Source organism: Nevskia soli DSM 19509, assembly GCF_000711955.1.
GTDB classification, from domain to species: domain Bacteria; phylum Pseudomonadota; class Gammaproteobacteria; order Nevskiales; family Nevskiaceae; genus Nevskia; species Nevskia soli.
Genome location: NZ_JONR01000028.1, coordinates 48,862 through 75,552, shown reverse-complemented (window position 1 = coordinate 75,552; position 26,691 = coordinate 48,862). Strand labels below are relative to the sequence as shown.

General features: G+C 58.3%; 25 protein-coding genes and 1 pseudogene. 4 read left to right on the top strand and 22 right to left on the bottom strand.

What is annotated here, in order from left to right; all coding sequences use genetic code 11:
- The coding region (locus tag BP26_RS0115425) for an aldehyde dehydrogenase family protein (RefSeq protein ID WP_157572552.1) at positions 1-330 on the top strand (330 nt) is incomplete at its 5' end.
- Between the two features lie 577 nt (positions 331-907).
- On the opposite strand, the pseudogene fdxA reads toward BP26_RS0115425, so the two are convergent.
- From fdxA to BP26_RS0115410, 3 genes and pseudogenes are all read right to left on the bottom strand, one after another.
- Positions 908-1,240, bottom strand: a pseudogene (gene fdxA / locus BP26_RS0115420) (ferredoxin FdxA); the annotation flags it as partial.
- Between the two features lie 39 nt (positions 1,241-1,279).
- Positions 1,280-2,266 carry a GTP 3',8-cyclase MoaA gene (moaA, locus tag BP26_RS0115415; RefSeq protein WP_029921466.1) on the bottom strand — a complete coding sequence of 329 codons (987 nt, stop codon included), beginning with the start codon at positions 2,264-2,266 and terminating at the stop codon, positions 1,280-1,282.
- 703 nt (positions 2,267-2,969) lie between these two features.
- The gene (locus BP26_RS0115410) at positions 2,970-3,782 is read right to left on the bottom strand and encodes an alpha/beta fold hydrolase (RefSeq protein ID WP_029921465.1); all 813 of its coding nucleotides are present in this window, start codon (positions 3,780-3,782) and stop codon (positions 2,970-2,972) included.
- A gap of 130 nt (positions 3,783-3,912) precedes the next feature.
- Here BP26_RS0115410 and BP26_RS0115405 point away from each other — a divergent pair, with 130 nt between their 5' ends.
- On the top strand, positions 3,913-4,899 hold the full coding sequence (locus tag BP26_RS0115405; protein WP_051749020.1) for a LysR family transcriptional regulator: 987 nt from the start codon (positions 3,913-3,915) through the stop codon (positions 4,897-4,899).
- A 192-nt stretch (positions 4,900-5,091) separates the two neighbouring features.
- On the opposite strand, the gene BP26_RS0115400 is transcribed toward BP26_RS0115405, so the two are convergent.
- The 11 genes from BP26_RS0115400 to BP26_RS0115350 all read right to left on the bottom strand — a co-directional run bounded on the left by BP26_RS0115400 (position 5,092) and on the right by BP26_RS0115350 (position 16,807).
- Positions 5,092-6,129: a hypothetical protein gene (locus BP26_RS0115400; protein WP_157572551.1), complete on the bottom strand. Its 1,038-nt coding sequence runs from the start codon at positions 6,127-6,129 to the stop codon at positions 5,092-5,094.
- Between the two features lie 56 nt (positions 6,130-6,185).
- Positions 6,186-6,722 carry a molybdenum cofactor biosynthesis protein B gene (gene moaB / locus BP26_RS0115395; protein ID WP_051749019.1) on the bottom strand — a complete coding sequence of 179 codons (537 nt, stop codon included), beginning with the start codon at positions 6,720-6,722 and terminating at the stop codon, positions 6,186-6,188.
- Between the two features lie 4 nt (positions 6,723-6,726).
- The gene (locus tag BP26_RS0115390) at positions 6,727-7,791 is read right to left on the bottom strand and encodes an NAD(P)-dependent alcohol dehydrogenase (protein WP_029921461.1); all 1,065 of its coding nucleotides are present in this window, start codon (positions 7,789-7,791) and stop codon (positions 6,727-6,729) included.
- 1 nt (position 7,792) lies between these two features.
- Positions 7,793-8,146, bottom strand: coding sequence for a hypothetical protein (locus BP26_RS0115385; protein WP_029921460.1), 354 nt, complete (start codon positions 8,144-8,146; stop codon positions 7,793-7,795).
- Between the two features lie 126 nt (positions 8,147-8,272).
- Positions 8,273-8,761, bottom strand: coding sequence for a tautomerase family protein (locus BP26_RS0115380; RefSeq protein WP_029921459.1), 489 nt, complete (start codon positions 8,759-8,761; stop codon positions 8,273-8,275).
- Between the two features lie 312 nt (positions 8,762-9,073).
- On the bottom strand, positions 9,074-10,255 hold the full coding sequence (locus BP26_RS0115375) for an acetyl-CoA C-acetyltransferase (protein WP_029921458.1): 1,182 nt from the start codon (positions 10,253-10,255) through the stop codon (positions 9,074-9,076).
- A gap of 213 nt (positions 10,256-10,468) precedes the next feature.
- Complete coding sequence (locus tag BP26_RS0115370; protein ID WP_029921457.1) at positions 10,469-11,875, bottom strand: NAD-dependent succinate-semialdehyde dehydrogenase; 1,407 nt, start codon at positions 11,873-11,875, stop codon at positions 10,469-10,471.
- A gap of 420 nt (positions 11,876-12,295) precedes the next feature.
- Positions 12,296-12,562 (bottom strand): Sec-independent protein translocase subunit TatA, encoded by a 267-nt coding sequence (gene tatA, locus BP26_RS0115365; RefSeq protein ID WP_029921456.1) that lies wholly within the window; start codon positions 12,560-12,562, stop codon positions 12,296-12,298.
- Positions 12,563-12,574: 12 nt separating this feature from the next.
- Complete coding sequence (locus BP26_RS0115360; RefSeq protein ID WP_051749018.1) at positions 12,575-13,534, bottom strand: GlxA family transcriptional regulator; 960 nt, start codon at positions 13,532-13,534, stop codon at positions 12,575-12,577.
- Positions 13,535-14,048: 514 nt separating this feature from the next.
- On the bottom strand, positions 14,049-14,927 hold the full coding sequence (locus BP26_RS0115355; protein WP_051749017.1) for a LysR family transcriptional regulator: 879 nt from the start codon (positions 14,925-14,927) through the stop codon (positions 14,049-14,051).
- Between the two features lie 245 nt (positions 14,928-15,172).
- Positions 15,173-16,807: an AMP-binding protein gene (locus BP26_RS0115350; RefSeq protein ID WP_051749016.1), complete on the bottom strand. Its 1,635-nt coding sequence runs from the start codon at positions 16,805-16,807 to the stop codon at positions 15,173-15,175.
- 291 nt (positions 16,808-17,098) lie between these two features.
- Between BP26_RS0115350 and BP26_RS0115345 the strand changes: the two genes are divergently transcribed.
- On the top strand, positions 17,099-17,443 hold the full coding sequence (locus BP26_RS0115345; protein WP_051749015.1) for a DUF485 domain-containing protein: 345 nt from the start codon (positions 17,099-17,101) through the stop codon (positions 17,441-17,443).
- 28 nt (positions 17,444-17,471) lie between these two features.
- Positions 17,472-19,034, top strand: coding sequence for a solute symporter family protein (locus tag BP26_RS0115340; protein WP_211254937.1), 1,563 nt, complete (start codon positions 17,472-17,474; stop codon positions 19,032-19,034).
- A 43-nt stretch (positions 19,035-19,077) separates the two neighbouring features.
- Here BP26_RS0115340 and BP26_RS0115335 read toward each other — a convergent pair whose 3' ends face one another.
- The 8 genes from BP26_RS0115335 to BP26_RS0115300 all read right to left on the bottom strand — a co-directional run bounded on the left by BP26_RS0115335 (position 19,078) and on the right by BP26_RS0115300 (position 26,632).
- Positions 19,078-19,707, bottom strand: coding sequence for a 3-oxoacid CoA-transferase subunit B (locus BP26_RS0115335; protein WP_029921450.1), 630 nt, complete (start codon positions 19,705-19,707; stop codon positions 19,078-19,080).
- 2 nt (positions 19,708-19,709) lie between these two features.
- Positions 19,710-20,420 (bottom strand): CoA transferase subunit A, encoded by a 711-nt coding sequence (locus BP26_RS0115330; protein ID WP_029921449.1) that lies wholly within the window; start codon positions 20,418-20,420, stop codon positions 19,710-19,712.
- A gap of 197 nt (positions 20,421-20,617) precedes the next feature.
- Positions 20,618-21,907 (bottom strand): CaiB/BaiF CoA transferase family protein, encoded by a 1,290-nt coding sequence (locus BP26_RS0115325; protein WP_029921448.1) that lies wholly within the window; start codon positions 21,905-21,907, stop codon positions 20,618-20,620.
- A gap of 1 nt (position 21,908) precedes the next feature.
- Positions 21,909-22,688: an enoyl-CoA hydratase/isomerase family protein gene (locus tag BP26_RS0115320; RefSeq protein ID WP_029921447.1), complete on the bottom strand. Its 780-nt coding sequence runs from the start codon at positions 22,686-22,688 to the stop codon at positions 21,909-21,911.
- 31 nt (positions 22,689-22,719) lie between these two features.
- Positions 22,720-23,655 (bottom strand): 3,5-dioxohexanoate:acetyl-CoA acetone transferase, encoded by a 936-nt coding sequence (gene kce, locus BP26_RS0115315; RefSeq protein WP_029921446.1) that lies wholly within the window; start codon positions 23,653-23,655, stop codon positions 22,720-22,722.
- A 408-nt stretch (positions 23,656-24,063) separates the two neighbouring features.
- Positions 24,064-24,441, bottom strand: coding sequence for a carboxymuconolactone decarboxylase family protein (locus BP26_RS0115310; protein ID WP_029921445.1), 378 nt, complete (start codon positions 24,439-24,441; stop codon positions 24,064-24,066).
- Between the two features lie 69 nt (positions 24,442-24,510).
- On the bottom strand, positions 24,511-25,518 hold the full coding sequence (locus tag BP26_RS0115305; RefSeq protein ID WP_029921444.1) for a molybdopterin-binding protein: 1,008 nt from the start codon (positions 25,516-25,518) through the stop codon (positions 24,511-24,513).
- Between the two features lie 61 nt (positions 25,519-25,579).
- The gene (locus BP26_RS0115300; RefSeq protein WP_051749022.1) at positions 25,580-26,632 is read right to left on the bottom strand and encodes an NADP-dependent oxidoreductase; all 1,053 of its coding nucleotides are present in this window, start codon (positions 26,630-26,632) and stop codon (positions 25,580-25,582) included.
- Positions 26,633-26,691: the final 59 nt, after the last annotated feature.

The window sequence follows — 26,691 nt, the reverse complement described above, 5'->3', positions numbered from 1 at the left end:
GTGCGCGTCTCCACCCTCGAAGTGTTCGGCCCGGTGGTGTGCGTCTACGGCTACGACAAGATCGACGACGCCATCGCCCGCGCCAACAGCCTGCCGGTGTCGTTCCAGGCGGCGGTGTACACGCAGTCCATCGACACCGCCATGCACTGCTACCAACGCCTCGACGCCTCGGCCGTGATGGTCAACGACCACACCGCGTTCCGCGTCGACTGGATGCCCTTCGCCGGGCTGCGCACCTCCGGGCATAACGTCGGCGGCGTGCCGTACACCATGCATGACATGCAGGTGCGCAAGATGATTGTCATCAAGTCGGCGGCGATCAAGCGTTGATCGTACCGCCGTACGGTTTCGGGGCCGAAAAAGCTCATGCGTGCCATGCGTGCCAAGGGTTTTTGTTGGCACGCATGCGGTGAGCGTTGAAGTTTTGGGTGCGGGAAAGGCTGCTGCGCGATTTGGGGTGTTAATGGCCTGGGAGGGTTTTTAGCACCCTTTTTGGAGGTGGCCTGCTTCCGTCTGAATGCAGGCACCTGAAACTGCTTTGTATGTTTTGTACGTGCTTGCGTGCGCGGCATTGGCCGCGCTTTCTGAGAGCCTTGCTTCGCCTCGAAGGTGGGATACGCTACGCTCCTTTCGTCTTGCGCGCCGCTAGAACTTACTTACTATGATCATCTTAAGATTGCGCATCAAGGGAAACTGCAGTGCAGTTCTAATATCTATGATGATCCGCTAAATCGCTCGATACTTTTTTACATGATTTTGATCTAGAGGCGTACTATTCTAGAAATGACCCTCAAACTTCTTTGGGGCGTCGTTTTCCGAGAACAATTCAGGCCTTGGTGCCCCCGCGCGTCCCCAAGCCCCATGCCTTCTTTGATCTGCTGCTTTCCTCGGCGTCGCCGGCCTGCTGCGCAGCAGGCCTTGGATCGAAGTGATCCGGGTACTTATTCTTTAAGCCCTTGAAGGCCTCTGATTGGGGATAGGGCGACCTTCTTTTGTAGCTGATCTGCGGCCAGATCTTCGAATAATCGGTATTGATCCGCACCCACTTGGCGGCTTCTGGATAGCTGTCCGGAACGATCGCTTCAACTGGGCATACCGGTTCGCAGAGCCCGCAGTCTATGCACTCCAGTGGATTGACGACAAGCATGTTCTCGCCCTCGTAGAAGCAATCCACGGGGCACACTTCCGCGCAGTCGGTGTATTTGCACTTGATGCATCCTTCGATCACGACGACGGCCATGGCTTCCCCTCCAAATGTCGTGATGTCAGCGTTGCAGGCCTAGCCACCGGTAACGCTCATGTGGCGCCTCACCGCCGCCGGCGCATAACGCTCGATAACGAACTCATGTCCTTTGGGCTTACGCGCGATACCTTTGAGGATAGCCGACTCCAGCAGATCATCCCCTTCACTGGCACGCAATGGCGCGCGCAGATCAACCGCATCCTCTTGCCCTAAGCACATGTACATGGTGCCCGTGCAGGTCACTCGCACCCGGTTGCAAGCTTCGCAGAAATTGTGGCTCATCGGCGTGATGAAGCCAAGACGCGTTCCAGTTCCGATCACTTCAGCGTACCGGGCCGGCCCTCCGGTGCGATAGTCGATATCACGCAACGCGAAACGCCGTTCCAGGCTTCTGCGAATCGTGGCCAGTGACACGTATTGATCAGCGCGATCGTCGGCGATCTCTCCCAGCGGCATGGTCTCAATCAAGGCCAGGTCGTGTCCTTGCGAGCCGCACCATGCCACAAGATCGCCGATCTCATCCTCATTGACGCCCCTGAGTGCGACGGTATTCACTTTGACGTGGATTCCGGCTGCCTTGGCCGCTTCGATTCCGGCAAGGACTCTGTCAAGCTTGCCGCCTCGGGTGACTGCGGCAAAGCGCTGGGTGTCCAGCGTGTCGATAGATACATTGATACGCCGTATTCCGGCCTTGGCCAGCGCCTCAGCGTGACGAACGAGCTGCGTGCCATTGGTGGTAAGCGTCAGTTCGTCGAGCTGGCCACTTTTCACCAGGCCGCCCAACCTATCGATCAATCCCATAATGCCATGCCTGACCAGCGGTTCTCCCCCAGTCAAACGTATTTTTCTGATGCCGAGCTTGACGAAGGTCGTACATAAACGCTCCAGCTCGTCGAAACTGAGAAGCTCCGGCTTTGGCTTGAAGACCATGTTCTCCGACATGCAGTACACGCAGCGTAGGTCGCAGCGATCCGTCACCGAGACCCTGACATAGGAGATCTTGCGACCGAACGGATCAATCATGGCCCTCGTCTTCCAGCTCTGACTTCGCCACAGATCCCAAGCCCAGCGACTTTTTGGGGGCCAATTGCGACGATGGGATGGGCCAAGTTCGATAGAAATGGAGGCCGGCGCCTAGCGAGTCCGGACATCAAGGTTTCAATACGTCCAAAAATGACGTAGCGGGAAGCAGCGTGCCTCTTCAGCATGACAGCCTCCTCAATCGTTGTTTTCCAGGTCGCCACGAAGGGGCCTGATCGTTTTTCGATGGTACCGAGCGTAGCACCTCCCATCCAATCGATTTTATGGATAGAGCACTTCCAAAATGTCTATATAGCCGGCGCGCGGATGCGGGACATGAAAACGACCGGATGCGCAACTAAGTGGCCTTCTAGAAATGACCATCGAATAGTCAGCGCCTGCTTTTTCCGGTGAGGCATTTTCTTATGAAGGCGGCTGTGAGGCGACCGGTTAGGGCCTTGGTATAGTCACGCACTCTTGTATCGATCCCTGGAAAACATTTCTTGGACCCAAACTCCAAGTGCAACACTTCCCTGTCAGGAGGTGTTGCGTGGAAAAGCTGTACAAGCAATTGAGTGCCGAGGAGTGCAAGCAATTCGGGAACACCCGGCGACGCCCCTCGCTTCGGCGCAATCCGGTAAATGGCAGGCACACGTTTAAAATCGCAAGGAGGCCCTATTCCGGGAGCCGCCTACCCAGGTGCCAATCAGGTCTTAACAGACGAGAAATGCCGCATCAGGAGTCGAGCCACCTCCTCCGGACGTTCCAGCGACACCGAATGGCCCGCCTCCTTGACGCGAGCGCTTGCACCGTCGGTGGCCTGGGCGATGTTCAGGTCGGAGAGCGGCGCTGGGTAAGCATGGTCCTCGGCGCCGGATATGGCGAGCACCGGCACACGACACCCGTGGAGCTCCTCGACGATCCGCTTGCGGTGAATGACTTGGTGGGCGCTGTCGCCGATCTGTCGGCCGAGCGCGGCGATCTTTGCACGCCAATGGTCCGTCAGCGCGCCGCCGCGCGAAAGCGAGACGTCTCCGAACATGATGTGCATGATCGGCTCAACCAGGCCCGCGGCCCCGTGCGCCAGGAGGTGCTCGACGAGCGGAGTGAATGCTTCGAGTGAGTACTCCTCCTCCGCTGAGGATCCCAGCGCAGTGGCGGTGAGCAGCAACTCCGGGCGCCGCGCCGCCAGCCGCAGGGCAACGAAGCCGCCCAGCGAATTGCCGGCAAAATGCACCGGCCCGAGCCCGAGGTGGTTAATGAGCGCCGCGGCGTCCTCGGCAAGCTGATCCACCGACTGCAGATCACGCGGCGCGACCGAGCTACCGCCCTGCCCGCGGTGATCGTACGCAATGACGTGATAGCCATTTGCGCACAGCAGGCCACTCAGCGGATCGAACATCGTGTGATCGAAAAACAGCGAGTGGCTCAGGATCACCGTCGCCCCATCGGCGGGGCCGGAATCGCGGTAGAGAAGGCTGGCGCCGTTAACAACCGCTTGCTTGGCATTGGTGCTCATGTTGACTCCTTGATCAGGGCGACACTCCATCCGGCTGCGAAGCCGGATCGTCGTTAGATTAGGAGAGCCGGCATCAGTTGAGTAGTGGTTATAATCGGACAGGACTTGTCCACATATCGTACGAATTAAGATGCTGGATCTGAACGAAGTAGCGATGTTTGTGGAGGTGGTCCGCGCCGGCAGTTTTTCCGCCACGGCACGCCAACTGAATCTGCCGCACAACACGGTCAGCCGCCGGATCGCGCGGCTTGAAACATACCTTGGCGTGCGCCTGATGCAGCGCTCTACGCGCAAACTCACCCTGACGGGAGAAGGGCGCAGGTTCTTCGAGCGCGTCGAGAGCTCCCTCTCCAATGTATTCGAGGCCGAGCGGGAACTGGTGAACCGGGCAGATACACCGGCAGGCACTTTGCGCGTCGCCGCGCCGGCCGATTTCATGAGCGTGTTCCAGGCCGGCTGGCTCGTGGAGTTCCTGGAGCGCTACCCGCAGGTTCGCCTCGACTTCGTGCTCGACGATTTGAAAACCGATCTGATCACCAGTGGCATCGATGTAGCTCTGCGGGCCGACCCCGAGAAGACGCCCAATTTTCTCTACCAGCGTGCGATGAGCCGCAATTCCATCCTCGTGGCCAGCCCCCAATATTTGGAGCGCCGGGGGCGCCCAGAATCCGTGCGTGAGCTGAAAGGGCACGAATGCCTGACAGGCTCGAGCCGGCACAACGCCGTTACATGGCAGCTCCAAGGCCCGAAGGGCGTGGAGGAGGTAGCCGTCAGCGGCCCTTTCCGGGCGAACAACGCGAGCAGCCTGATGCGGGCCTGCATAGCCGGGCTGGGCATCGCCTTGCTGCCCGAGATTCTGATTTCCCGGGAAGTGGCCGACGGCCGGCTGCTGGTTTTGCTGCCGCAGCTTCGCCGCAAGGGCGAGGATTACGAATTCGTCTTTCCCAGCAGGCGCCAGATTCCCGTGGCAGCTTCCGTGTTCGCCGATTTCGCAGGACAAAAGCTGCGCTCCCTCACCAATGCCGATGCAACTCTCGAAGACAAGTTAAGCAAGCACGGTGATCGTCCAGCGACATCCGTCCCGGGCGCCGGCAAAAAGCGGTCATCGAACGGGTAGCAGCTTCTGGTCTGCTTCGGGCAACGCAAAGCGGACATGGGCGTGGGAGCCCAAAAGATGACGTAACCAAGCATCAGGATGAAACGATCACCAGCAGTTGGTGGAGCATTTTGCCCTAGCCGCAAGTGGAGTAGCTTGACCCGGCGGCCGCACGTCGCCAGCAGGCCGCGTTCATCGTTCCACCCATCGCCTCTAACTGGACGATTCCTGATCGAGTTGCTCGAGCATCGCCTGGCTCCTGTCGAACAAAGCCCCTTCCAGGTCCGCTATGAGCCCTCGCCGGGCGGCAATTCCCGGACGCAGTACCGCCATGCCGCGATGTAGCCACGACCTGCCCTCATCTTCCGAGCCAGACATCAGCGACGAACATGCCAGCTTGTAGCAGATAACTGCCACGTCGCGCCGCGTTTCAGCAGTGTCAATGGCAACACGGAATAGTTCCGCAATTGCCAGACCCTCCTTCAGCCACGAAACCTCGGGCTCACCGAGTTGCTTGCCCTCGCCCTGAAGCGGGTCCTGGCTTTTTGTCGGGCCCCAGGCACGTCGCGCGACTTGGTTCAATGTACAGGCCTGAAGGTAGCTTGGCCTACCACGCAAATTGCAGTCATCGACCTCGTCCTCGATCTGAATGCTGGTATAGATTTGTTCGAGCTGTTCGAAATCAAAATCACCGCATCGCCAGCGCCCATCCAGAAACCCGTCGACGATTCGATATCCTGCGTAGCGGGCAAATCGGAAGTCGAACCAAAGCGATTCGTCGATCAACTTGTGCAGGCATTTCGCCGCTCGCAGCCGTATCGGTGGATCCGGCGAATACTCTGCTATACCGGCAACGACGGCCTGCGCAACGACCAACTCCCGACGGCCAATTTCAGGGTTTGCCGGCGGCAGGTCCACCCATTGGAGCGCACAGTCCATGAGTGCTTGGTCAATCTCGCTACGTTTTAAGTTGGAATTTCTGATTAGAGCTGGAGAGATTTCTGCGTAGACCCGGCGGACGAATGCCCCAACGTCGGCCCCCATCCGCTCCAGTTCGGGATAATTTGAGGCAGCCGGGCGAGATTCGTGGCGAGCGTAGATCTGCCCCGCATTGAGCGCATCAGACGTAGCCTCGGTGAGCAGGAATAACAGGCGTAGTCCAATCGGACTAGACAGAGTCCCCAGGGGAAAAGCGGTGCTATCAAGTGCCTTGCGTGGCCCTGCCTTTTGCTGCGGAGCATGCCCTCGCATCCAGCAATCCTCCTGCAATCCGAGCCGCTGGGAAAATCCCTTGAAGCTCCAACGACCTAGTCCCGCCTGGATGGCACCCTCGGTAGCGCTGGGCGATCAGCCGACTCGCGCAACCTGGGTAGAAGCTCCGCCAAGTTGCACGGCCGGGTCATTGTATCCAATTGTGGCCCGATCAACCGGTCCCAAGCTAGTTCACAAGCACCACGGGATCCTGGCAGGCAGAATACCAGGCGGCCATTGGCCGTGCCCGCGAGTGCCCGCGATTGCATCGCCGAAGGCCCGATGTCCTCGTAGGAAAGTGTACGGAACAGCTCTCCGAACCCATCGATGGTTCGCTCAAGCAAGGGGCGAATCGCCTCTGGTGATAGATCCCGGCCGGTCAAACCGGTGCCCCCGGTCACGATGATCGCGTCCACCTCTTCAGAAATCAGCCAACTGCTAACGAAGGCCCTAATCACAAAACGGTCGTCCTTTACCAGAGAACGGACGCTCATCCGATGCCCACTATCCTGGATTTTCTCCTGTAATAGGTTGCCCGACTTGTCGTCCTCCAGCGTCCGCGAGTCCGAAACGGTCAGAACAGCAATCATCATCGAACTATCCTCCCGCGGCGCTGAAATCGCGCAAGGACGACATGTCAATAACGTAGCGGTATTTGACCGCGCCACGCTCCATTCCTAAAAACGCTTGGTTTACGTTCTGGATCGGGACCACCTCGACATCCGAGACGATCCCCTTGCTCCCGCAGTAGTCCAGCATTTCTTGAGTTTCCGCAATGCCCCCAATAAAGGACCCAGCAAGGCGCCGCCGCTTTAGGGTGAGCGTCGAAACTTTTAACTCTGGCGAGGAACTCGGCAGCGACACTAGGACCATCGTTCCATCGCGCTTGAGCAGCTCCAAGTACTGGTTTACACCGCGAGGATCAGGGGCGGTGTACAGGATGAAATCCAGAGTACGAGCCATCTTCTGCAGAGTGCCGCTGTCTTCAGCGAGGACCACTTGGTCGGCGCCCAAGCGCTGCGCATCCTTCACCTTCGACTCCGAAGTGGTGAACATCATAGTATGCGCCCCGAACGATTTGGCAAACTTGAGACCCAAGTGCCCCAATCCGCCGAGGCCCACTATGCCGACCTTGGATCCGGTCGAAACCCCCCATTTGCGCAGCGGGGAATAGGTTGTGATGCCGGCACAGAGCAGCGGGGCAACAGCGGCTGGATCGAGATTCTCGGGAACCTGGAGGACGAAGTCCTGGTGCACAACGATGTTATTCGAGTACCCACCATACGTTGGAGTGGCGCTACGCATAACCGAATTGTAGGTCAGCACCAGGCCCTCTTCGCAGTATTGCTCGAGTCCTTCACCACAGCTCGTGCAGCGGCGGCAGGAATCGATCATGCACCCGACGCCCACACAATCTCCAACCTGGAAACGGCTCACACCGGGGCCGACTGCGGAGACGCGGCCGACGATCTCGTGCCCCGGAACCATGGGATAGTGGCCCCCGCCCCAATCGTTATTTACGCGATGAAGGTCGGTGTGACATATGCCACAGTGCGTGATCTCAATAAGAATGTCCTGCTCACCAGGCGGATTCCGACGGAACTGGAACGGAACCAGCGGTTCACCGGCCTTTTTTGCAGCATAACCGATGGCATCAAGCATTTCAGCCCTCCGACTTCGGATCCGCCCGGAAAAGTGCTTGAAGGGCGGGCTGCCCTCCTTGCACCGGCCCGGCTGCCACGATCAGCAGCTTGCCATCCTCCTCCTGCCAGATCGACTCGATAGTCAGCGACCGATTGGATGCATTGCTGTAGCGGATCACCACAGCCGCGCTATTGCCGTGCACGAGCAGATCTAGTAGCTCAGCTTTTTCCAGCGTCGGCGGCAGCATTTGCGCAATGTCCGGCACGCCCGGCTTCATCCTTTCAGAAAAATCTTCCAAGACTGCTTCGAAGTTTCCAGCCACAATGTTGTGGCCATGCAGTCGAATACGTCGGTCGAGCTCTGATTTGTCCATGGCTATCCTGACTGGTCTTAAAGCATTGTTGCTATTCAAAACGAAAAAGGCACCCGTCGCACCGAATCTCCGGAACGACGGATGCCGTTACCACAGACGTAGGCGTTAGAACGCCCACTGTCCCCTTTAGATGCCGTGATCGTGCACGCCGGGAGCGAGCAAGAGATTCGATGCGGGCAGCATCTCGTCCAAGGTGTAGGGGCTCGCCTTGTTCTCCTTGACCCAGCGCTTTTCGGCCTTGGACTCGAACGGAGGCGCCCTTTCGCCTTGCAGAGACCACAGATCGAACGGAGTCTCGTCAATCGAGATCTCCCAGTCGAAACCGCGGTCCTTGACCCAGGGGGCGACGAGCCCGTCGACGGTGCGAATCCACCATTCACGCAATACCGGTCCAGGAATCGTTCGCGCGATCTGATCGATCTTGAAGCGGATGAACTTTCCGTGCGGCTTGCCACCCACGAAGTAGTTGTTCTGGGGGATTTCTTCGAACACGATCACCACGTAGAACGCCGGGATCGGCACTTGCGTATAAATCGAGGTGATGCGTTCCGCCATGGCCTGTTTGTCCTTATCGGAATAGGCATCGGGCGGCGTATAGACCTTCCACAGCGGCATGTTCTCTCTCCGTTCAGTAGTTACATCTACGAGTGCAAAATTTGTGGCGTAAACAGCTGGCTAACAATAACCGCGGAAGGGGAGCAAAGAGAATCCGAAGAGTCGAATGGAACATAACGCGATACCGTAGCTTCGCGCGACGCGACAAGACGCAAGTAATTACCTTGCTCCTCCGCACCACCCTATCGGGTTTGGTCATTGTGTGGCCAGAATATAACGATCGTCATTCCATAATGGAAACTCTTTTTATCTATGCGGGACATCCATTTTGATTATGAAATAGCCCAATCTAGGTGAGACCGCATTCCTTCCTCAGGCCGCTTCGATAGCGAGCGCAACGCCCTGCCCACCACCGATGCACAGCGTCGCCAGGCCATACCGGGCCTTGCGGCGATGCAGGCTGTGCAGCAAGGTCACCAGGATGCGCGCACCGGAGGCGCCGATCGGATGACCGAGGGCGATGGCGCCGCCACAGACGTTGACCCGCGCGGGATCCCAGCCAAGCTCCTGCCCGACCGCCAACACCTGGGCTGCGAACGCCTCGTTCGATTCCACCAAGTCGAGGTCGTTCATGCTCAGGCCGGCCTTGCCCAGGCAACGCTTGGTAGCGGGCACAGGCCCAAGCCCCATGTAAGCTGGATCAACGCCGGAGGTGGCGTAGCCGCGCACCACCGCCAGCGGCTTCAGGCCCAGCGCCGCCGCCTTGCTTGCGGAGGCCAACACTAGTGCCGCGGCGCCATCGTTCACGCCAGAGGCATTCGCTGCGGTGACGGTGCCGTTCTTCAGAAAGGCCGGCTTGAGGCCGGCCAGAGATTCGGCGGTCACGCCGGCGCGGACGAACTCGTCGACGGTGAATACGAGAGGCAGCCCCTTCTTCGCAGGAAGTTCCACGCCAATAATTTCCTGTTCGAAGAGCCGCTCCTTGAGTGCGGCTTCGGCTAGGTTCTGCGAACGTGCGGCGAAGTGATCCTGATCCTCGCGCGAGATACCGTAGCGCATGGCGAGATTTTCGGCCGTCTGCCCCATGTGGTAGTCGTTGAAGGCATCCCACAAACCGTCGCGCACCATCGAGTCGTCGAGGGTCCAGTTGCCCATCTTGGTGCCCTTGCGCGAATTCGGCAGTAGATGGGGCGCCATGCTCATGTTCTCCTGGCCGCCTGCGATGATCAGCTCGGCGTCTCCGGCCTTGATCGTCTGCGCGGCGAGCATGACCGCACGCAAGCCGCTGCCGCAGACCTGGTTGATGGTCATGGCTGGCACCGCGTGCGGCAAGCCGGCGAATATCGACGCCTGGCGTGAGGGATTCTGACCGCACCCCGCAGTGAGCACCTGGCCCATCAGGACGTCATCGACCTGGACCGGATCGAGATCGAGATTTTTCAGCAACCCCTGGATCACGATGGCGCCGAGCTTCGCGGCCGGTGTTTCGGCCAGGCTGCCACCGAAGCGGCCGATCGCCGTGCGCAAGCCACCTACAATCACTACTTCTTCCATAGAATTTCCTTCTTGCGTGGAACTGGTTCCCCAGACCGCCCGGCAATTCCCGTGGGCTGGAGCTCGCGCTGAGATTGGCGCGGATACAGCAAAGGCCCGTGACTCGGAGCCGCCGAAGCGCCAAGTCACGGGCCTTCGTTGATACCGCCCATACGGTTCGGCTCAATTACCCGTTCGCTGGCCGGCTTCAGCGCCGGCCCGAGGTGATCGACCTTACTTGACCGGAACTGGGCCCCAAGGAGCCGAGCCGCTCGGAACGACACTGATCATCTTACGGTTGACGAATTCGCCGAAGCCGACTTCCGCCAGCTCACGACCAAAGCCGGAATTCTTGACGCCGCCGAACGGCAACTCCGGGCCGGTCCAAGCCGGCTGGTTGACCCAGACCATGCCGCTGTCGACCTGCTCGGCGACGCGGCGGCCGCGTTCCATGTCAGCAGAAAACACCACGCCGCCGAGCCCGTAGGGGGAATCGTTTGCCAGCTTGATTGCCTCCTCGTCGCTGTCCACAACATAGAGGGAAGCGACCGGTCCGAACAACTCCTGGGAGTACACCGGATTGCTCGGCTTGATGTCGGTAAGAACCGTCGCCTGGACATAGAAGCCCGGACGGTCGACGCGACCGCCGCCGGTGGTGACCTTAGCGCCGCCCTTGCGCGCGCCATCGATCTGATCGAGGAGCAGGTTCATCGCGCGTTCGGATGAGACCGGCCCGAGGGTCGTGTTGCCGTCGGTCGGATCGCCGGCAGTGAGAGAGGCCATACGCGCTGTGAAACCTTCCAGGAATTGCTTACCCCGCTCCTTACCGACGACGATGATGCGCTTGGAGCCGACGCAGCTCTGGCCTGTGTTGAACATGCGACCGAACACCGCCATGTCCATGGCGTTCTCGAGCGGCGCGTCTTCCAACACAATGAACGGATCACTGCCACCCAGCTCCATCACGGTCTTTTTCAGCGCGCGGCCCGCGCGCTCGGCGACGGCGGCGCCGGCACGCTCACTGCCGGTAACGGTGACGCCGCGAACGCGCGGATCATCGATCACCAGGCCGGCCTGGTCGATGGAGGCGAAGACATTGGTAAAGGCACCTTCAGGAGCGCCAGCTTCCTCGAACAAGCGCGCGAAGGCGAGGGCGCACTGCGGCACGTTTTCGGCATGCTTGATGATCAACGTGTTGCCTACCATCAACTGAGGACCGGCAACTCGCGCAACTTGGTAGTAGGGGAAGTTCCAGGGCTCAATGCCAAAGATCACACCGATGGGGCGCGTCTCCAGCACAGCGCCCGGTACGCCAGGGACCGGCTGGGTTTTCATGAATTCTTCTGCGTTCTGGGCGTAGTAGTCCAGAATCGACGCGGACAGCTGCACTTCCGCCTGGGCCACACCGAGCAGCTTGCCCATTTCCAGGGTGATGTAGTTCGCATACTCGTCCGCCTTCTCGCGGAGCTTGGCGGCAGCGGCCGACAGAATTTTGGCGCGGTCCTTAATCGAGCGACGGCTCCAGTCCTTCGTGTAGCACTCATGCGCCTTGGTCACTGCGCGATCGAGATCGGCGTTGGAAATGCCCGGGAACGTCTTAACCACGGCGCCCGTGGCGGGATTGATCGTTTGGTACGTCATTTACATCTCCGATGGTTGAAAACTTTGGCGCCGGAGCGGTTTGGACGCCGGCTTCGTAACTGACTGATTCAATCAGGCCGCAAAACGTACCTGAGCAAGCGCTTTGACACCTGGATGCCATACTTCCACCGTGCCCAACGCACGGCCGATTCCTTTGAGCTTAGGCTCTAGCCTTCCAGATGGAAAACTCATTATTTTTATGGCCCCTATATACAGGAACAATAAGCAGAAGCGGTCAAAGCGATGTGGCAGTTTCGCCGCCGGTAGTGGCGGCTCTTTATCAGGAGCCGAGCACCGAGAATACCTATCCTGACGGTAATCAAGCGCTTTCCGAACGCCACCTACTGCTCGAAAATTGGCGTCTGCGCCGACTCCTGTAACTACGCTCCCGCCTAGCCGCTAACTTGCCGGCTATCGGGGTCAGGACGGAGGAGGATTGAATAAATCCTCCTTTCTCTGCTGCGCGGAGATGTTGTGCTCCGCGACTATACCTAGAGGCTGTGCTGCCGCCGAAGCTGCGCCCTCTGCTTCCCCATTCTTCACTGCAACCTTGAAGTCACGCACCGCGGCTCCAAGATCACCGCCGGCGTTTCGCAGCTTTCTAGTGCCGAATACAACCATGACGATGACCAAGACGATCATCCAGTGCCAGATACTCAGACTTCCACCCAAGAGATTCTCCTTCATATTCTGCTGCGATTAACCGTACGCGTTGAACAAAGGCTGCGTCGAGAAATTGTGCTGGTACTCGGTTGGAGACACATGAAGCTGGCGTAGGAAGGCGTCGAACATACGCTCTTCCGTGGTGAAGCCGCAGCGGGTCGCCACCAACGCCTTCTTACAACCTTCTTCGAGAAGCTCTCTGGCGCGTTCGACGCGCAGGGCTTCAACGAAGGACGCTGGCGACCTGCCGCAGGCGTCCGTGAACAGCCGTGAGAAGTGCCGTGAGCCGATGTTTAACTGTTCTGCCAGATCGTCCACGGTCAGACTCTGGCTCAAGTTTTCGTTCATCCAGCGCACCAGAGTGGTAAACCGAGCATTGCTCTTCTGTGACCAGACCGGTACCTTGCTAAACTGGAGTTGCCCGCCGCTTCGCGGCGAAAACACCACCAGATCCATCGCCACCTGCCTGGAAACTTCTCGCCCGTAGTCGTTCTCAATCAGTGCCATTGCCAGATCGATGCTGCCGGTGCCACCGGAACAAGTCCAGAGTTTGCTGTCGCGAACCACGATGGCGTCCGGCATAAGCAACGCGGTCGGATAGCGTCGGAGGATTTCGATGCTCTGCGTCCAGTGCGCGGCAATCTTTCGGCCGCGCAGCAAGCCGGCCTCCGCAAGGGTAAAGATCCCTCCGAATGACGAACACACGCGATTGGCACGAGTTGCGATCTGGTCAACCCAGAGGATCACCCGGGGATCGAGGCTGCGCGTATAGTTGCCGCAGATCACCAGCGTATCGATCTCGTCCGAAGCATCGTGGATCGCTTTTGATCGGAGCAGCAGGCCTCCTGACGTCTCGAGGGTTCCACCAGCGGCGGTGAGGAGCTCGACGCAATATGGGCGGCAGCGCGCCGGCAGATGCTCGTTGGCGGTCGATAATGCCTGTATGACGCAGGAGAGATCGAAGGCGGGCTCGCCACTTTTGGCCAGGATAGCCACAATCCGTCGAGGCTGGTGCGCCACTGATGAGGATCTTACTCCGCTCACCCGGCCTCCTTCGGAATTCATATTTGTCCATTAAAAGACAGCCGCGGTGAAGCGCCTTTCGACACTTCACCCGGCCATAATCACCCACAGGATTTCCAGCGCGGGGGCAAATTGCTGGAAATCCTGTTGCTACAGGGTGTTCAAAAATAAATTTCCCAGTACCGCTTGGAGGGACTTAACCGGGGAGATGCAGAAGCCCGATAGACGTGTCGCAATGCTCGCGCCGACAATCGCCGCCGACTATATTGGTATGCATTGAACTCCTCCAAGAGCGGCCGTATTTGTTCCAATTCGCCGCCGGAATAAACATAGGCGTCGTTTGATCTAAACGATCCTAGGTGGAGGTCGTCAACTAATCCAATCGTTTGTTTTTATTCGCCACATAAATGAAATTGTTGGAGGACGACAGCGCCACCCTCCAATCAGATCAGTAGTCTTTTTCGTTGAGCCAGCCGTTGCAGCTGGCTTATTGAATCGTGGGCGCGCGCCAATCGTGGCTCGACACGATCTTGACGAACTCCTGCAGCTGTTCATCAATATTGTCGGGCATCCATCGCAGGCACACCGAACGGTGGAGATCGAAGTCGGAGAATTTGACCTGGACGACGCCCTGCATCGTGAACAGCTCGGGCACAATCGATAGTCCAACGCCGGCATTGACCAGGCATAGGGCGCGGTCATCCTGATCGGTTTTGAAAGCCACACGTGGCTTCACACCGCGTTCGGCAAACACCTTGGTCGTTTCCTTGAACGTTTCGCAGCTGGAGCGCGTGATGAATGCCTCACCCTGCAGATCGCTGAGCTTGACGCTAGGCTCGTTGGCGAAACGATGATCAGACGGCACCGCGAGCACGAATCTCTCCTTAAACAGGACGCGTGACTTGAACTCCTGCGGCATGTCGTCCTCAGCGATCGTGATGATCGCATCCAGGCGATGCTCTGATAGCAGCTTCGACAGTTCTACCGACGTGCCATCGAATAGGCCGACGGCGAGACCCGGATTGTGGCGCCGGAACGATTTGATCAAATTTGAGATTGCGCGCGCCGACAAGGTCCGAAGCACGCCGATACGCACTGACCGCGGCTTGGCAACGCTCCGCACATCCGCCTTCACGGAATTGCATACCAGCAAGATGGAATTGGCCTTCTCGATAAGGCGCACGCCAGCGGCGGTTGGGACCACACGCGCACGGCGCCGGTCCAGGAGCTTGACGTCGAACTCCGCCTCCAGCTTCGCGATGCTTGCAGAAAGCGCTGGCTGGGAAATCGAGACCCGCTCGGACGCTTTGGTGAAGCTACCGGATTCCGCAACCGCGATGAAGTGACGGATTTGACGCAGTTCCATGGTGGGTTCTCCTCCCGATACGACTTGTTATCTCAAGGCGACTAGCCTCGCCTCGAGACATTTGCTGCGACGCAACAATGCCTTGGACTGCATTTAGCATACATCGATTCTGCCGTTTGGTATAGATGTAATCGATGGCCATGCGAGATAATCAATGTCTTGTTTATACAATGTCTAAGGGGCTCGTTGCCTTCCGAACCGCCGCAACGAGCGCGGTCTGCTCACCTACTAGCCGAGATCAAGGGTTATGAAGCGGCCCCCAACGAACCCGCTTTGTTCTCCGCAAACGTGCCCTGAGTCCACTGCTCACGCAGTACGGCCTTTTTGATTTTTCCGGATTCGGTGAGCGGGAATTCGGCGACGAACCTCCAATAACGCGGCGTCTTGTATTTGGCCAGCCTCTTGCAGACATAGGCCTTGAGCGCTTCGACGCTCGGCGGCTCACCATGTATGCGGACGAAGGCCACGAGCTCCTCTCCCATCTTCGCATCCGCCACACCCACCACTGCAACTTCGACAATTCCAGGATATTCGGCTAATACCGCTTCTATTTCCGCCGGGAAGAGATTCTCACCACCGCGGATGACCATGTCCTTGAGGCGACCGGTGATGCGAATATAGCCACGTTCATCCATCGCCCCAAGGTCGCCGGTATGCAGCCAGCGCTCCGCGTCGATGGCCAGAGCGCTGGCCTCGATCTTGTCGAAGTACTCGTGCATGACCAAGTAGCCGCGCGTGCAGACCTCACCAATCTGGCCAGTGCGGACCACTGCGCCACTCAACGGATCGACGATCTTCACTGCGGTCTGGGGCAAAGGTCGGGTGGCCGCGTTGATGCGATCCTCCTCCAAGTCGTCGGTACCGGACTGTGTGATAACGGGCGAGGACTCTGTTTGTCCGTAGAGGCAGTTGAGCTTAACGGAGAAGATCGATTCGATGTCCCTGGCGAGTTCTGGCACGATGCTCGCACCGCCACAACACACAGCCTTCAGCGAAGAGAAATCGTACTTCCGCTGACGCAAATGTTCGATCATGCACACGAACATCGTCGGCACCCCCAGAAAATGCGTGGCGCGTTCGCGCTCGATCAGGCCTAGCAGCAGTTCGGAGTCGAACGCTTGCGGAAACACTTGTGTCGCGCCCGCCTGGATCGGACCCAGCACTGAAAGTACGCATCCTGCAGTGTGGAAGAAGGGCATGCCGTGGGCGTAAACGTCGCCAGCGCCGACGCCCAGGCGCTTCATCGCCATCCGGGCGTTATTGGTTAACCCGGCGTGATGAAGCAACGCGCCCTTGGGTTCCCCAGTCGTCCCCGAGGTGTACTGAATCTGGGCCGGCGCATAAGGATCAACTTCAGGCAGCGGCTCTTCCGAGCCTTTTGAGAGGAATTCGTCCCAGGCTTCGATCGCGAACGAGGTCTGAAGGTTTGGAAGGAGTGGCGTCACTTCCGTCACCCATTGTTGTATGGGATTGCAGCGGAAGCCCGCGACATGGAACAGGCCCACGGCCTGGGATTGACGCAAGACGTACTCAAGCTCCCGAGCGCGACCGCTCGGGCTGATGGTGACGATCACCATGCCAGCCAAGCCAGCACCGAGTTCGAGGAGCACCCACTCGGGGATATTTGGTGCCTGTATGGCAATGTGGCTGCCCGGCCTGAAGTGCAGCAGTAGGGCCCGAGCGGTCCGCTCTGCATCGCGAAGCAGCTGGGCGAAGGTCCAGGTCCTTCGCAACGAAGGGTGGCTGGCCCAATTGACCATTGCGGTCCGGTTCGGCGCCGCAGTAGCGGCATCCCGAAGGATCGAGCCGATAGTAGTGGGGTGAATCTCGTCGGAATCTTCCGCAGGCCAGTACGACCACTCTAGCTGTGCATTCTTCATAGCCCCCCCCGCCAGTCTGCTTTGATTTTATGTTTCACATTACGGTAGCAATGCGATGCACTCACACCTTACACCTAGTTGCGCATGAATTCCGGGGTTGATATTAGCTCTTGCTATTCATGAATTTGATTGACAATATACTTATATAGGGTGTTGTTTATAGTTGCTGCGCTGCAAAAAAACCTGTCGCAAGGCAGGCCTGACGATCCAAACGACGGACGATCCAATCAGCTCGAACTGGTGGCGCCGCCGGAATGGAAACAAAAGCCCGCATCTAGGGGGAGAAAAGACATGCAACAGGATCAACCGCAGGGAGCGGCCACTATCGAGGCGAATGCGCTGGTAGTGACTTTGCTCGATGTGGCATCGGCGCGCCGCAAGCGTTTTGTCGGAGCATTAACCGGTGTTTCACTCGCTTTGTATTTCGGTCTACTGATCAGCGTGCTATATCTGCCCGAGCTGATGTCGTCTCAGGCGATCGGCTCCGTTTCGTTCGGCATCCTTGTTGTCGTTGCGCAACTCGTCGTCGCCGGCACCACCTTCTGGGTTTATTGCTGGTGGGCGAATCGCTTCGACCATATTGCCAAACATCTCGCCGACGCCGCTCAAGGTTCCCTAATGCACGGTCATGTCTGAGGCTACAGGCATGGTGGGAAATCTACGCTTGGTTGCGCTGGCTCTGTTTATTGCGTTGAGCGCGCTGCTGACCTGGTGGGCAGCGCGACGCTCCAGAGGAGTTTCTGGCTTCTTCGTTTCCGGGCGCACACTATCCCCTCTGCAGAATGGCCTGGCGCTTTCTGGCGACTTCATGTCGGCCGCATCGTTTCTGGGCGTCACCGGGCTCATCTCGATCTTCGGCTTCGACGGGCTGATTTACCAGGTCGGCTTCGTCAGCGGCTGGATTTTGATCCTGCTGGTGGTAGCCGAGCCGATCAGAAACTGCGGCAAGTACACGCTCTCCGATGTCGTCGCCCTCCGCCTGCCAGGCAAGAACGTACGCATCGCTACGTCGTCGTCGTCCCTTCTGATCTCACTCGCCTATTTACTGGCGCAGTTGGTCGGTGCCGGCGCACTGGCGAGCCTGCTGGTGCCGTCCCTCAGCGCCAGCGCGGCCATCCTGCTGGTCGGAATCCTCATGATCGGATATGTCGTGTTTGGCGGCATGACCGCGGCGACCTATGTGCAGATCGTTAAAGCTGTGTTGATCTGGTGCGCCGCAACACTTCTATTATTCTTCGCACTTCGGCATTTTTCATTCAGCCTAAACCTGTTATTAGGACAAGCGCGCCAAACCGCGAGGCATCCGGAGACCTATCTCGCTCCAGGCGCCTATTTTTCCAACCGATTCGACACGCTGTCCCTGGCTCTCGCCCTAGCTCTCGGCACAGCGGGCCTACCGCACGTCATGATGCGCTTCTATACCGTGCCCACTGCGGCTGCAGCCCGAAATTCGGCGAAGGTCGCGCTGATGGTGATCACCACATTCGCGGTGACCAGTTCGCTGTTAGGGTTCTGCGCCGCGGCAATGGTCGGCTACAGTACTATTCTCAAAGCCAACCCCGCTGGAAACAGCGCAGTCGTGCTGCTTTCAGCCGCCGTCGGCGGCGGTCAAGGGACTCTGGGCGGCGAGATCGTATTGGCCTGTGTCTCGGCAATCGCCTTCGCAACGATCCTCGCCGTCGTTTCCGGCATCATGATTTCGTCTGCCTCGGTCATCGCCCATGATATTTTGGCAAGCGTGGTCTTCGCACACAAAGGCAAAACCACCGACCAAGTCAAACTCGCCCGTATCGCCACGATCCTATTCGGTGCCATCGCGATCGCTCTAGCGTTGCTCGTCCAATCGCTCAACGTGGCGTTTCTGGTCGGGCTAGCCTTTGCCGTCTCTGCCAGTTCAAATCTGCCCGTGATTCTTTATACGCTATTCTGGGAGCGTTTCAACAATACCGGAGCAATTGCAACCGTAGTCACGGGGGTTGCCAGTTCGATCATCTTAGTCGCGTTGGGTCCGGCGGTAATCGGCCCCAAGGGCCTACTGTTGCACAACCTGCAGCCACTGGTGCAACTGGCCAATCCGGGGATCATCAGTATCCCCTGCGGATTCCTCGCCGGCTGGGTGGGTACCCTGCTAGGAGGATCACATAAGATCGACAGCACTGCATTCCAGAGCCACAAGCTGCGCATGCTAAGCGGCCACGGTGCCGAAGCGGCAGTCCAGGAACATTGAAAGAAAGAACGGAAGGGGCCAACCTTGCCGGGGCCTCACCAAGTCACAGCAGGAGGGACACCCCGGTTTTCTCCTTCATCTCGGCCGACGAAACGCCCGGTGCCAACTCGACCAGGCGCAGGCCATCTTCGGTGACGTCGATCACGCCCAGTTCAGTGATGATGCGATCGACCACTCCGACACCTGTGAGTGGCAGCGAGCACTCCGGTAGGATCTTGAACTCCCCTCCTTTAGCAGTATGCTCCATCAGCACGACCACACGCTTTACGCCGGCAACGAGATCCATTGCTCCGCCCATGCCTTTCACCATCTTGCCAGGGACCATCCAATTGGCCAGATCGCCTTTTTCCGATACCTGCATGGCACCGAGGATGGACAGATTGATGTGGCCACCGCGGATCATGGCGAAAGAATCGGCGCTGCTAAAAAAAGAGCTGCCGGGCACGGTGGTGATAGTCTGTTTGCCGGCGTTGATCAGATCGGCGTCGACGTCATCCTCCTTCGGAAACGGGCCGATACCGAGCAGGCCGTTCTCGGATTGCAGCCACACATCCATCCCTTCGGGAATGTAGTTAGCGACCAACGTCGGCAATCCGATGCCGAGATTCACATAAAAGCCATCCCGCAGTTCCTTAGCCGCGCGAAACGCCATTTCATCACGAGTCCAAGACATTGCTATTTCCTCACGGTGCGCTGCTCGATGCGCTTTTCGGGTACGGGATTGTGCACCAGCCGATTAACGTAGATGCCCGGCGTGTGGATTTGGTCCGGATCAAGCTCACCCACTTCGACCACGATCTCGACCTCGGCCACGCAAAATGCGCCAGCTGCTGCGATCATCGGGTTGAAGTTCCTCGCCGTGCGGCGATAGACGAGGTTACCAGCCGTGTCGGCCTTCCAGGCCTTTACCAGCGACACATCAGTCCGGATCCCCCGCTCCATGACGTACCACTCCAGGGCGCCATCCTGGGCCGGAAATTGGCGAGTTTCCTTACCAGTTGCGACGATGGTCCCGTAGCCGGTCTTGGTATAGAAGGCTGGGATGCCGGCTCCGCCGGCGCGCAGCTTCTCGGCCAGCGTACCCTGGGGCGTGAATTCTAGCTCAAGCTCGCCAGCGAGATACTGGCGTTCGAACTCTCGGTTCTCGCCGACGTAGGACGAAATCATCTTTTTGATCTGGCGCGTCGTCAGCAACTTTCCCAGGCCGAAGCCGTCGATACCAGCATTATTGCTTACGACCGTCAGATCCTTCTTGCCGGACGCCTGCAACGCATCTATCAGAGATTCCGGGATACCGCATAGGCCGAAGCCACCAACAGCCAGCACCATGCCATCTTTGATTTGGCCTTCGATTGCGGCCGTAGCGTTAGGGAACAGTTTGTTCAAGAGGACTCCATTCCAGTTATTTCGATTCTGCGAGTTGCATACTCAACCAAAAAAGGCCGGCTCGATGTAGAGCCGGCCTGAACGCGATGCGCACAAGGAGGGAGGAGACAAACATGCACACGCGGCTCTGCTTTAAATCATTACAACAGCACAGCAATAAAACAGGATCCAGGGCCCCTAATCTTTATGGCACTCCATTAGGCAGCCCGATTCGATTCCACCACCTTCAGTTCGGGCGCGCTAAACTCCTGCGACGAACTCGTCGGCTTCTTCCCCAATGTCGAGTCGAAGAGCAGTGCGCCAGATTCCACCGCTGACTCGATCTCAGCCTGGCTCATGCCCATCTCGGCAAAGACTGTGCGATTGTGTTCGCCGCGAAACGCTGGGTCACCGATCGGCACCAATGCGTCCTTGGAGAAGCGCCACGGACGACCTGGCAGGCGGTACGTTCCGCCGTTGCGATCAGAGACTTCCTGCGTAGCCCCCCAGTACTCCGACCACTCGGAATCGGCGAGTGCATTGACGCCGCGCAGACGCCCCATCGCGATCTTCGCCTCGTCGAGCTGAGCATCGAGGTCTGCCAGGCTTCGGAACGTAAGCATCCACTTCTGGATGATTGCGTGAAGCTCCTTGATGTGCTTCTTGCGCAGAGACGCCGAGCGGAAACGAGGGTCATCGCCGATGTCGAAGCGGCGCATGGCTTGCAGATAAAGAGGGAAGGTAATCGAACCAACCAGACTCATCGACAGGACGAACTGCTCGCCCTCTGGCCCGACGAAGAACGGGGCATCTGTCGCGCCAAGAATGGCCGGCTCATCGCCAAGATCGAAGTTGTTGAGATCTACGTGAGCCCGTTCATTGATGGCCAGCAGCGTCGCCGCCATGGACACATCGACGTACTGGCCCTCACTCGTCACCGAACGGCGATTCAGCGCCGCGAGCACCGCGATGACCGCCTGCATGCCGGTGTAGACATCAGCATGGGACAGGCTATCCGTTCGTGGCTCGACCAGAGCGTCGCCAAAGTGGCGCAAGGAGTTGGCGGTAAATCCGCCCTCCGCCTGTACCGTCGGAGCGTAGGCCATGCGTCCCCGCCAGGGACCACCTTGACCATAACCGGTAATTGAGACATAGACCAACTTGGGGTTACGCTTGCTGAGCGTTTCGTAATCCAGGCCGAAGAACCTAAGAGTTCCGGCGCGGAAGTTCTCGACAATCACGTCAGCTTGATCGCAAAGTTTCAGCACCATGTCCCGCGCACCGGGAACATTGAGGTCGACACTGACGTTACGCTTGCCAGCGTTCTGCTGGGCGTAGTAGCCCGACATCCCCTCGTTGAACGGAAATGCCGAACGCGACAAATCCGGATTCGGTGGCTCGATTTTGACGACGTCGGCACCGAGGTCCAAGAGAGTGCGGGCGCAAAGCGGACCCGCTAGTACGCGGGAGAAGTCCACCACGCGAATTCCAGCCAGCGGACCGCTCATGTCAGCACCCCTCAAATTTTGCCGCGCCGACTCCAGTCTGCCGGTACGCGATCAGGCCGGTTTTGAGATCCTGTGATGCCCAGATCGACTTCTGGATATCCGTCATCGCCTTGTCTGCGGCGTCGACTCCCTGGTTCACCGCCACATGCGCGAGCTTCTTGGTAGCAATATGGGCCACCGTCGGACCATGGGCCAACTCCTCGGCAATCGTAAAGGCGGTCTGGTCCAAGTCAGCATCAGGCACGACTAGGTTGATCAAGCCCCAGCGCTCGAGGGTCACCGGATCGTAACGTCGGCCCAGCAACGCCATCTCCTTGGCACGCAGAATGCCAGCGCGCTGCGTGGTGCGCTGGATAGCACCCATCAGGGGATGCAACCCCAAAGTAGCCTCAACGGAGCCGATCTTTGACGACGCCGCAGCGACAATGTAGTCACACGCCAGCGCCACCTCGAAGCCGCCACCCACGCAGACGCCGTGGATACTGGCCACAATCGGCAGCGGAAAAGTCTCGAACTCGTGCAGAAACTGCACAAAGTCGCAAGGCAACTCGGCGCCATCGTTGACCACCGCTTCGAACATCTCAATCTCGGCGCCGGCGGAGAAGTGGCGCAGGCTGCTCCTGAGCACGATCGCGGTCGAACCAGAATCGTTGGCCTTCTTTAGAGCGGCGATGAGTTCCTTGAGGAGCGTCGGTCCAAGAAGGTTGTGCGGACGGTAGTTCATAGACAGGACCGACACACGGCCCTGCTTGGTATGCTCGATGATTTCCTGCTGTGCCATGATTGTTCTCCTCAGCCCTTTTAGCGAATGGTCAGATATCGACGTTGGCGGCGCCCTTGAGGCCCAAAATGGAGCGCGCCTCGTCGGGCGTCGCGATTTCCAGCCCCATGGTCTCAATCAAGCCGCGCACCAACACGACCTGCTCGGCGCAAGAAGTGGCCAGCCTGCCCTTCTTGAGCCACAGTGAATCCTCAAGGCCGACGCGAACATTGCCCCCCAGGGTAATGGCTTGAGTAGCGACGGGAATCTGGTTGCGGCCGGCGCCGAGAACCGACCAGACGTAGGTATCGCGGCCGAACAGACGATCGGCGGTGCGGCGCATGTACATGACGTCTTCCGGATCACCACCGATGCCGCCGAGAATACCGAACACCGACTGGATGAAAAGCGGTGCTTTGATGAGGCCGCGATCGACGAAGTGCGAGAGCGTATATAGATGCCCGATGTCGTAGCATTCAATCTCGAAGCGGGTGCCGTACTCGGCGCAGCCGCGGAGGATGTATTCGATATCGGCGAACGTATTGCGAAAGATCCGGCCACGCGATCCTTCAAGGTACTCGTATTCCCAGTCGTATTTGTATTCCTTGAAGCGCCCCATCATGGGGTACAGGCCGAAGTTCATCGAACCCATGTTGAGTGAGGCGATTTCAGGCTTGAAGCGGAAAGCAGGCCGGGCGCGGTCTTCGATCGACATCGCGGGTGAGCCACCAGTGGTCAGATTCATGACTACATTCGAGCGGCTGCGAATTTCCTTCAAGAATGGTTCGAACAGCTCAGGCGACTGATCCGGGCGCCCATCCTTAGGATTGCGGGCATGCAGGTGGACGATCGCGGCGCCCGCTTTGGCGGCGTCGATGGCATTCGCAGCGATCTGCTCGGCGGTGACGGGAAGATACGGCGACATCGTCGGCGTATGAATCGAGCCGGTCACTGCGCAGGTAATGATGACTTTACGTTCTTTGGACATGATGTTTCCAATCGATCGGCTGACCGAAGCCGGCTTTTAGGTGCCGACGTTCGCTGCCCTTTGTTATTCCCGTCTCCTGAATCGGATGCAACGCAGGACACTTCGATCTACCCCCACGACCGGCCGGGATCAGCCGTTCGTTCAGGTGCGGCCGACGCTTGATAGCGCCGCGTTGTATTCCTCGAATGAGTCTTTCTATCGCCCGACTACAGCATGTGGATGGAGCTTACAGGCCAAATTTTGATAAATGAAACTCTTTCTTTTTATTCAGCCTATCAATTGCGTATATGCAAGCTTCTTGAGCAATCCAGCTTTTCGCAGGATTGCCATTTTGATCGCTTTTCGGGAACCGCGAGATGTCCGCTGGTTGCCATTTCACATCTCATGCAAGCAATATCGCGGACTGAGTCATTTGCCAAGTTCCCTGAAAAGCTCGCCAGCGACTCGGATGGCGTCCATTGCAGCCGGCGCTCCGCAATAAGCCGCGACCTGCAGAAATACTTCGCTGATTTCCTGCTTGCTAACTCCGTTGTTGAGAGCGCCGCGTAGGTGAATCTTCAGTTCATGCGGACGGTTCAGGGCGGCGAGCATCGCCAGATTGAGAAGGCTACGCGTCCTAAGCTCTAAGCCTGGCCGGTTCCACACGTCGCCCCAGCAATATTTCGTAACGTATTCCTGCAACGGCTGGCTAAACTCGTCCGCTCCCTTCAAGACCGAATCAACATACGCGTCACCTAGCACTTTCCGGCGCATGGCGAGACCTTTCTCGAACATTTCTTCGGACATATATGCAATTCCCCACATATTCGGCAGAAAAATCCCGCTGGTTAATATTCAGGGGCTGAAATGAAGTGTCTATTGAATAAGATCAGTCCAGTACAGAATCGAGCCGCTTGGCATCGGCTTCTCATCCGAAGGGATCCAGGCGATCACATCTCGAAGTGCCAGCGGATCGATGTCTGAATCTGGGTTGTCAGGGGCAGGGAATAGGCGAGTCATCCCAGCTTCGTTGACGTATAGACGCATAAGTACAAAGCGGACCATATCGGAGGGAAACTCGATCCCACTTGCCAGCACGCCGGGCGACCACACCGGGCCCGCCGGCAGCTGTCCTTCGAGGCAGTCCAGAACATAGCGGACGTGCAGAGCCATCCCCACCAGGATGCCGCCGGAACTTTCCGGTAGGACCATCAATGCGCTAGAGCCTTTAGTACCGAATGAGATCGAGGAACCTGGCGTGTGTTCGATGCCTCTGAAGATCAACTTGACCCCGACGCCTTGCGCCGAGGTCAGAAGTGCATCGTGGGCGCCGTTTAAGGTGCCGCTGGAGATAATGACAAGATCGGCTTTCCGCATCGAATCATCCAGCAGGTTCTCCAATAAAGATTCGCCGTCGGCGACGTGGGTGACAGCAGGCGGCTCGTAGCCCCACTTCTGCAGCATCGCGGCGATCATCACACCGTTACTTGATCGCACCTGTTCCCACCGAACTGAATCCCTTTGCGGCTGCGACACGTTGCCGACGGCGATGACCCGGATCTTTGGACGGCGTACGACCTCGACCAAAGCCAAGCCGGCGTCGATGATCTCCCGTAGCTTGTCGGAAGTTAGCCGGCAACCTGGTCGAGTCAGCGCGGCGCCCCTCTTCAAGGCCATGGGCTTGCTCAGAGAAACGGGCATAACTTCGGCAGAGAGCCATGAATAACTGTCCATTCCGTATCGAGAGACTTGTGGCACATCGCAGACAGCACGCACGGTCTCACTAACCACTCGAGTGATCGCCATATCGATGGGAACAGATTCCACTGACAGCGAGCATAAAATCTCGCGGTACGTGGCATAGGCCTGCTCAAGCGTCGTCATGCATTCCGATGGTGCGGAAAGCGGAACGGCCGCTTGGTTGCCGACATGTCTGGCGTCGACGCTAGGCAACCAGCCTGATCAATCGCTTGCCGGCGTTATCCCCGCGATAGAGGTCCCGAATTGATCCGGGGGCGCCCTCCAGACCATCAAGAATGTCCTCGCGATGTTTCAGGCGGCCCTTATAGAGCCAGTTTTTCAGGCAGATGACAGCCTCGTTGTAACGGTGCTCGTAATCCATTGCAAGAAAGCCCTGCATGCGCGCCCGTTTCACCAACAGATGCCGCTCAACCCGAGGTCCCATGGGCCAGGGCGTCCAGCTGGAAACCGAGGCTGTGCCGCAGACCACAACACTTGCACCGTTCGCCAGCAGAGGCATCACCGCATCGGAAATGGCACCGCAAGTATTGTCGAAAAAGACGTTCACTCCATTCGGGCAGAGCGCAGCGAGCTGAGAACTGAAACCGGCTCGTTTATAGTCCACCGCGTCATCGAAGCCGATGTCCTTGCACCAGCGGACCTTTTCCGCTCCACCTGCAATTCCGATCACACGGCACCCCTTGATCTTGGCGATCTGTCCCACCGCAGATCCAACCGCTCCGGCAGCCGTGGACACTACGACGACGTCGCCGTCCTTCGGCGCGCCAATGTCGATCAGACCGAAATACGCCGTGAACCCATTCAGCCCGAGGATGCCTAAGGACAGCGACAACGGCTCGTCCTTGTCCTGAATTCTTCGCTTGATTTCAGAGCCATTGCAGACGGCGAATTCCTGCCACCCCAGCATGCCCATGACGCGTGATCCGACTTCATAATCGGGGTGGTGCGAAAGAACGATCTCGCCCGAGGCGTAGGAAGGCATCACCGCACCAAGTGGAACTGGGGTCGAGTAGTTGCCAACGGCGCTGACCCACCCGCGCATCGCGGGATCGACGGACAGGTAGTGGTTTCTGACCAAGAATTGTCCCTCCGACAGTTCCGGCATCGGCACGGTGCGGATACCAAAATGCTCCGGCTGCGGAATGCCATCCGGACGCTGCCGGAGAAAAATCTGACGATATTGCGAAGGAACTGCGGGGAGCACGCTTATACCTCGGTCCGGAATGATTGATGTCATCTGACCCGGCATACGCGGCAGCGAAGTCACGCTCCGGATACTTTATTTTGACTGCGTCG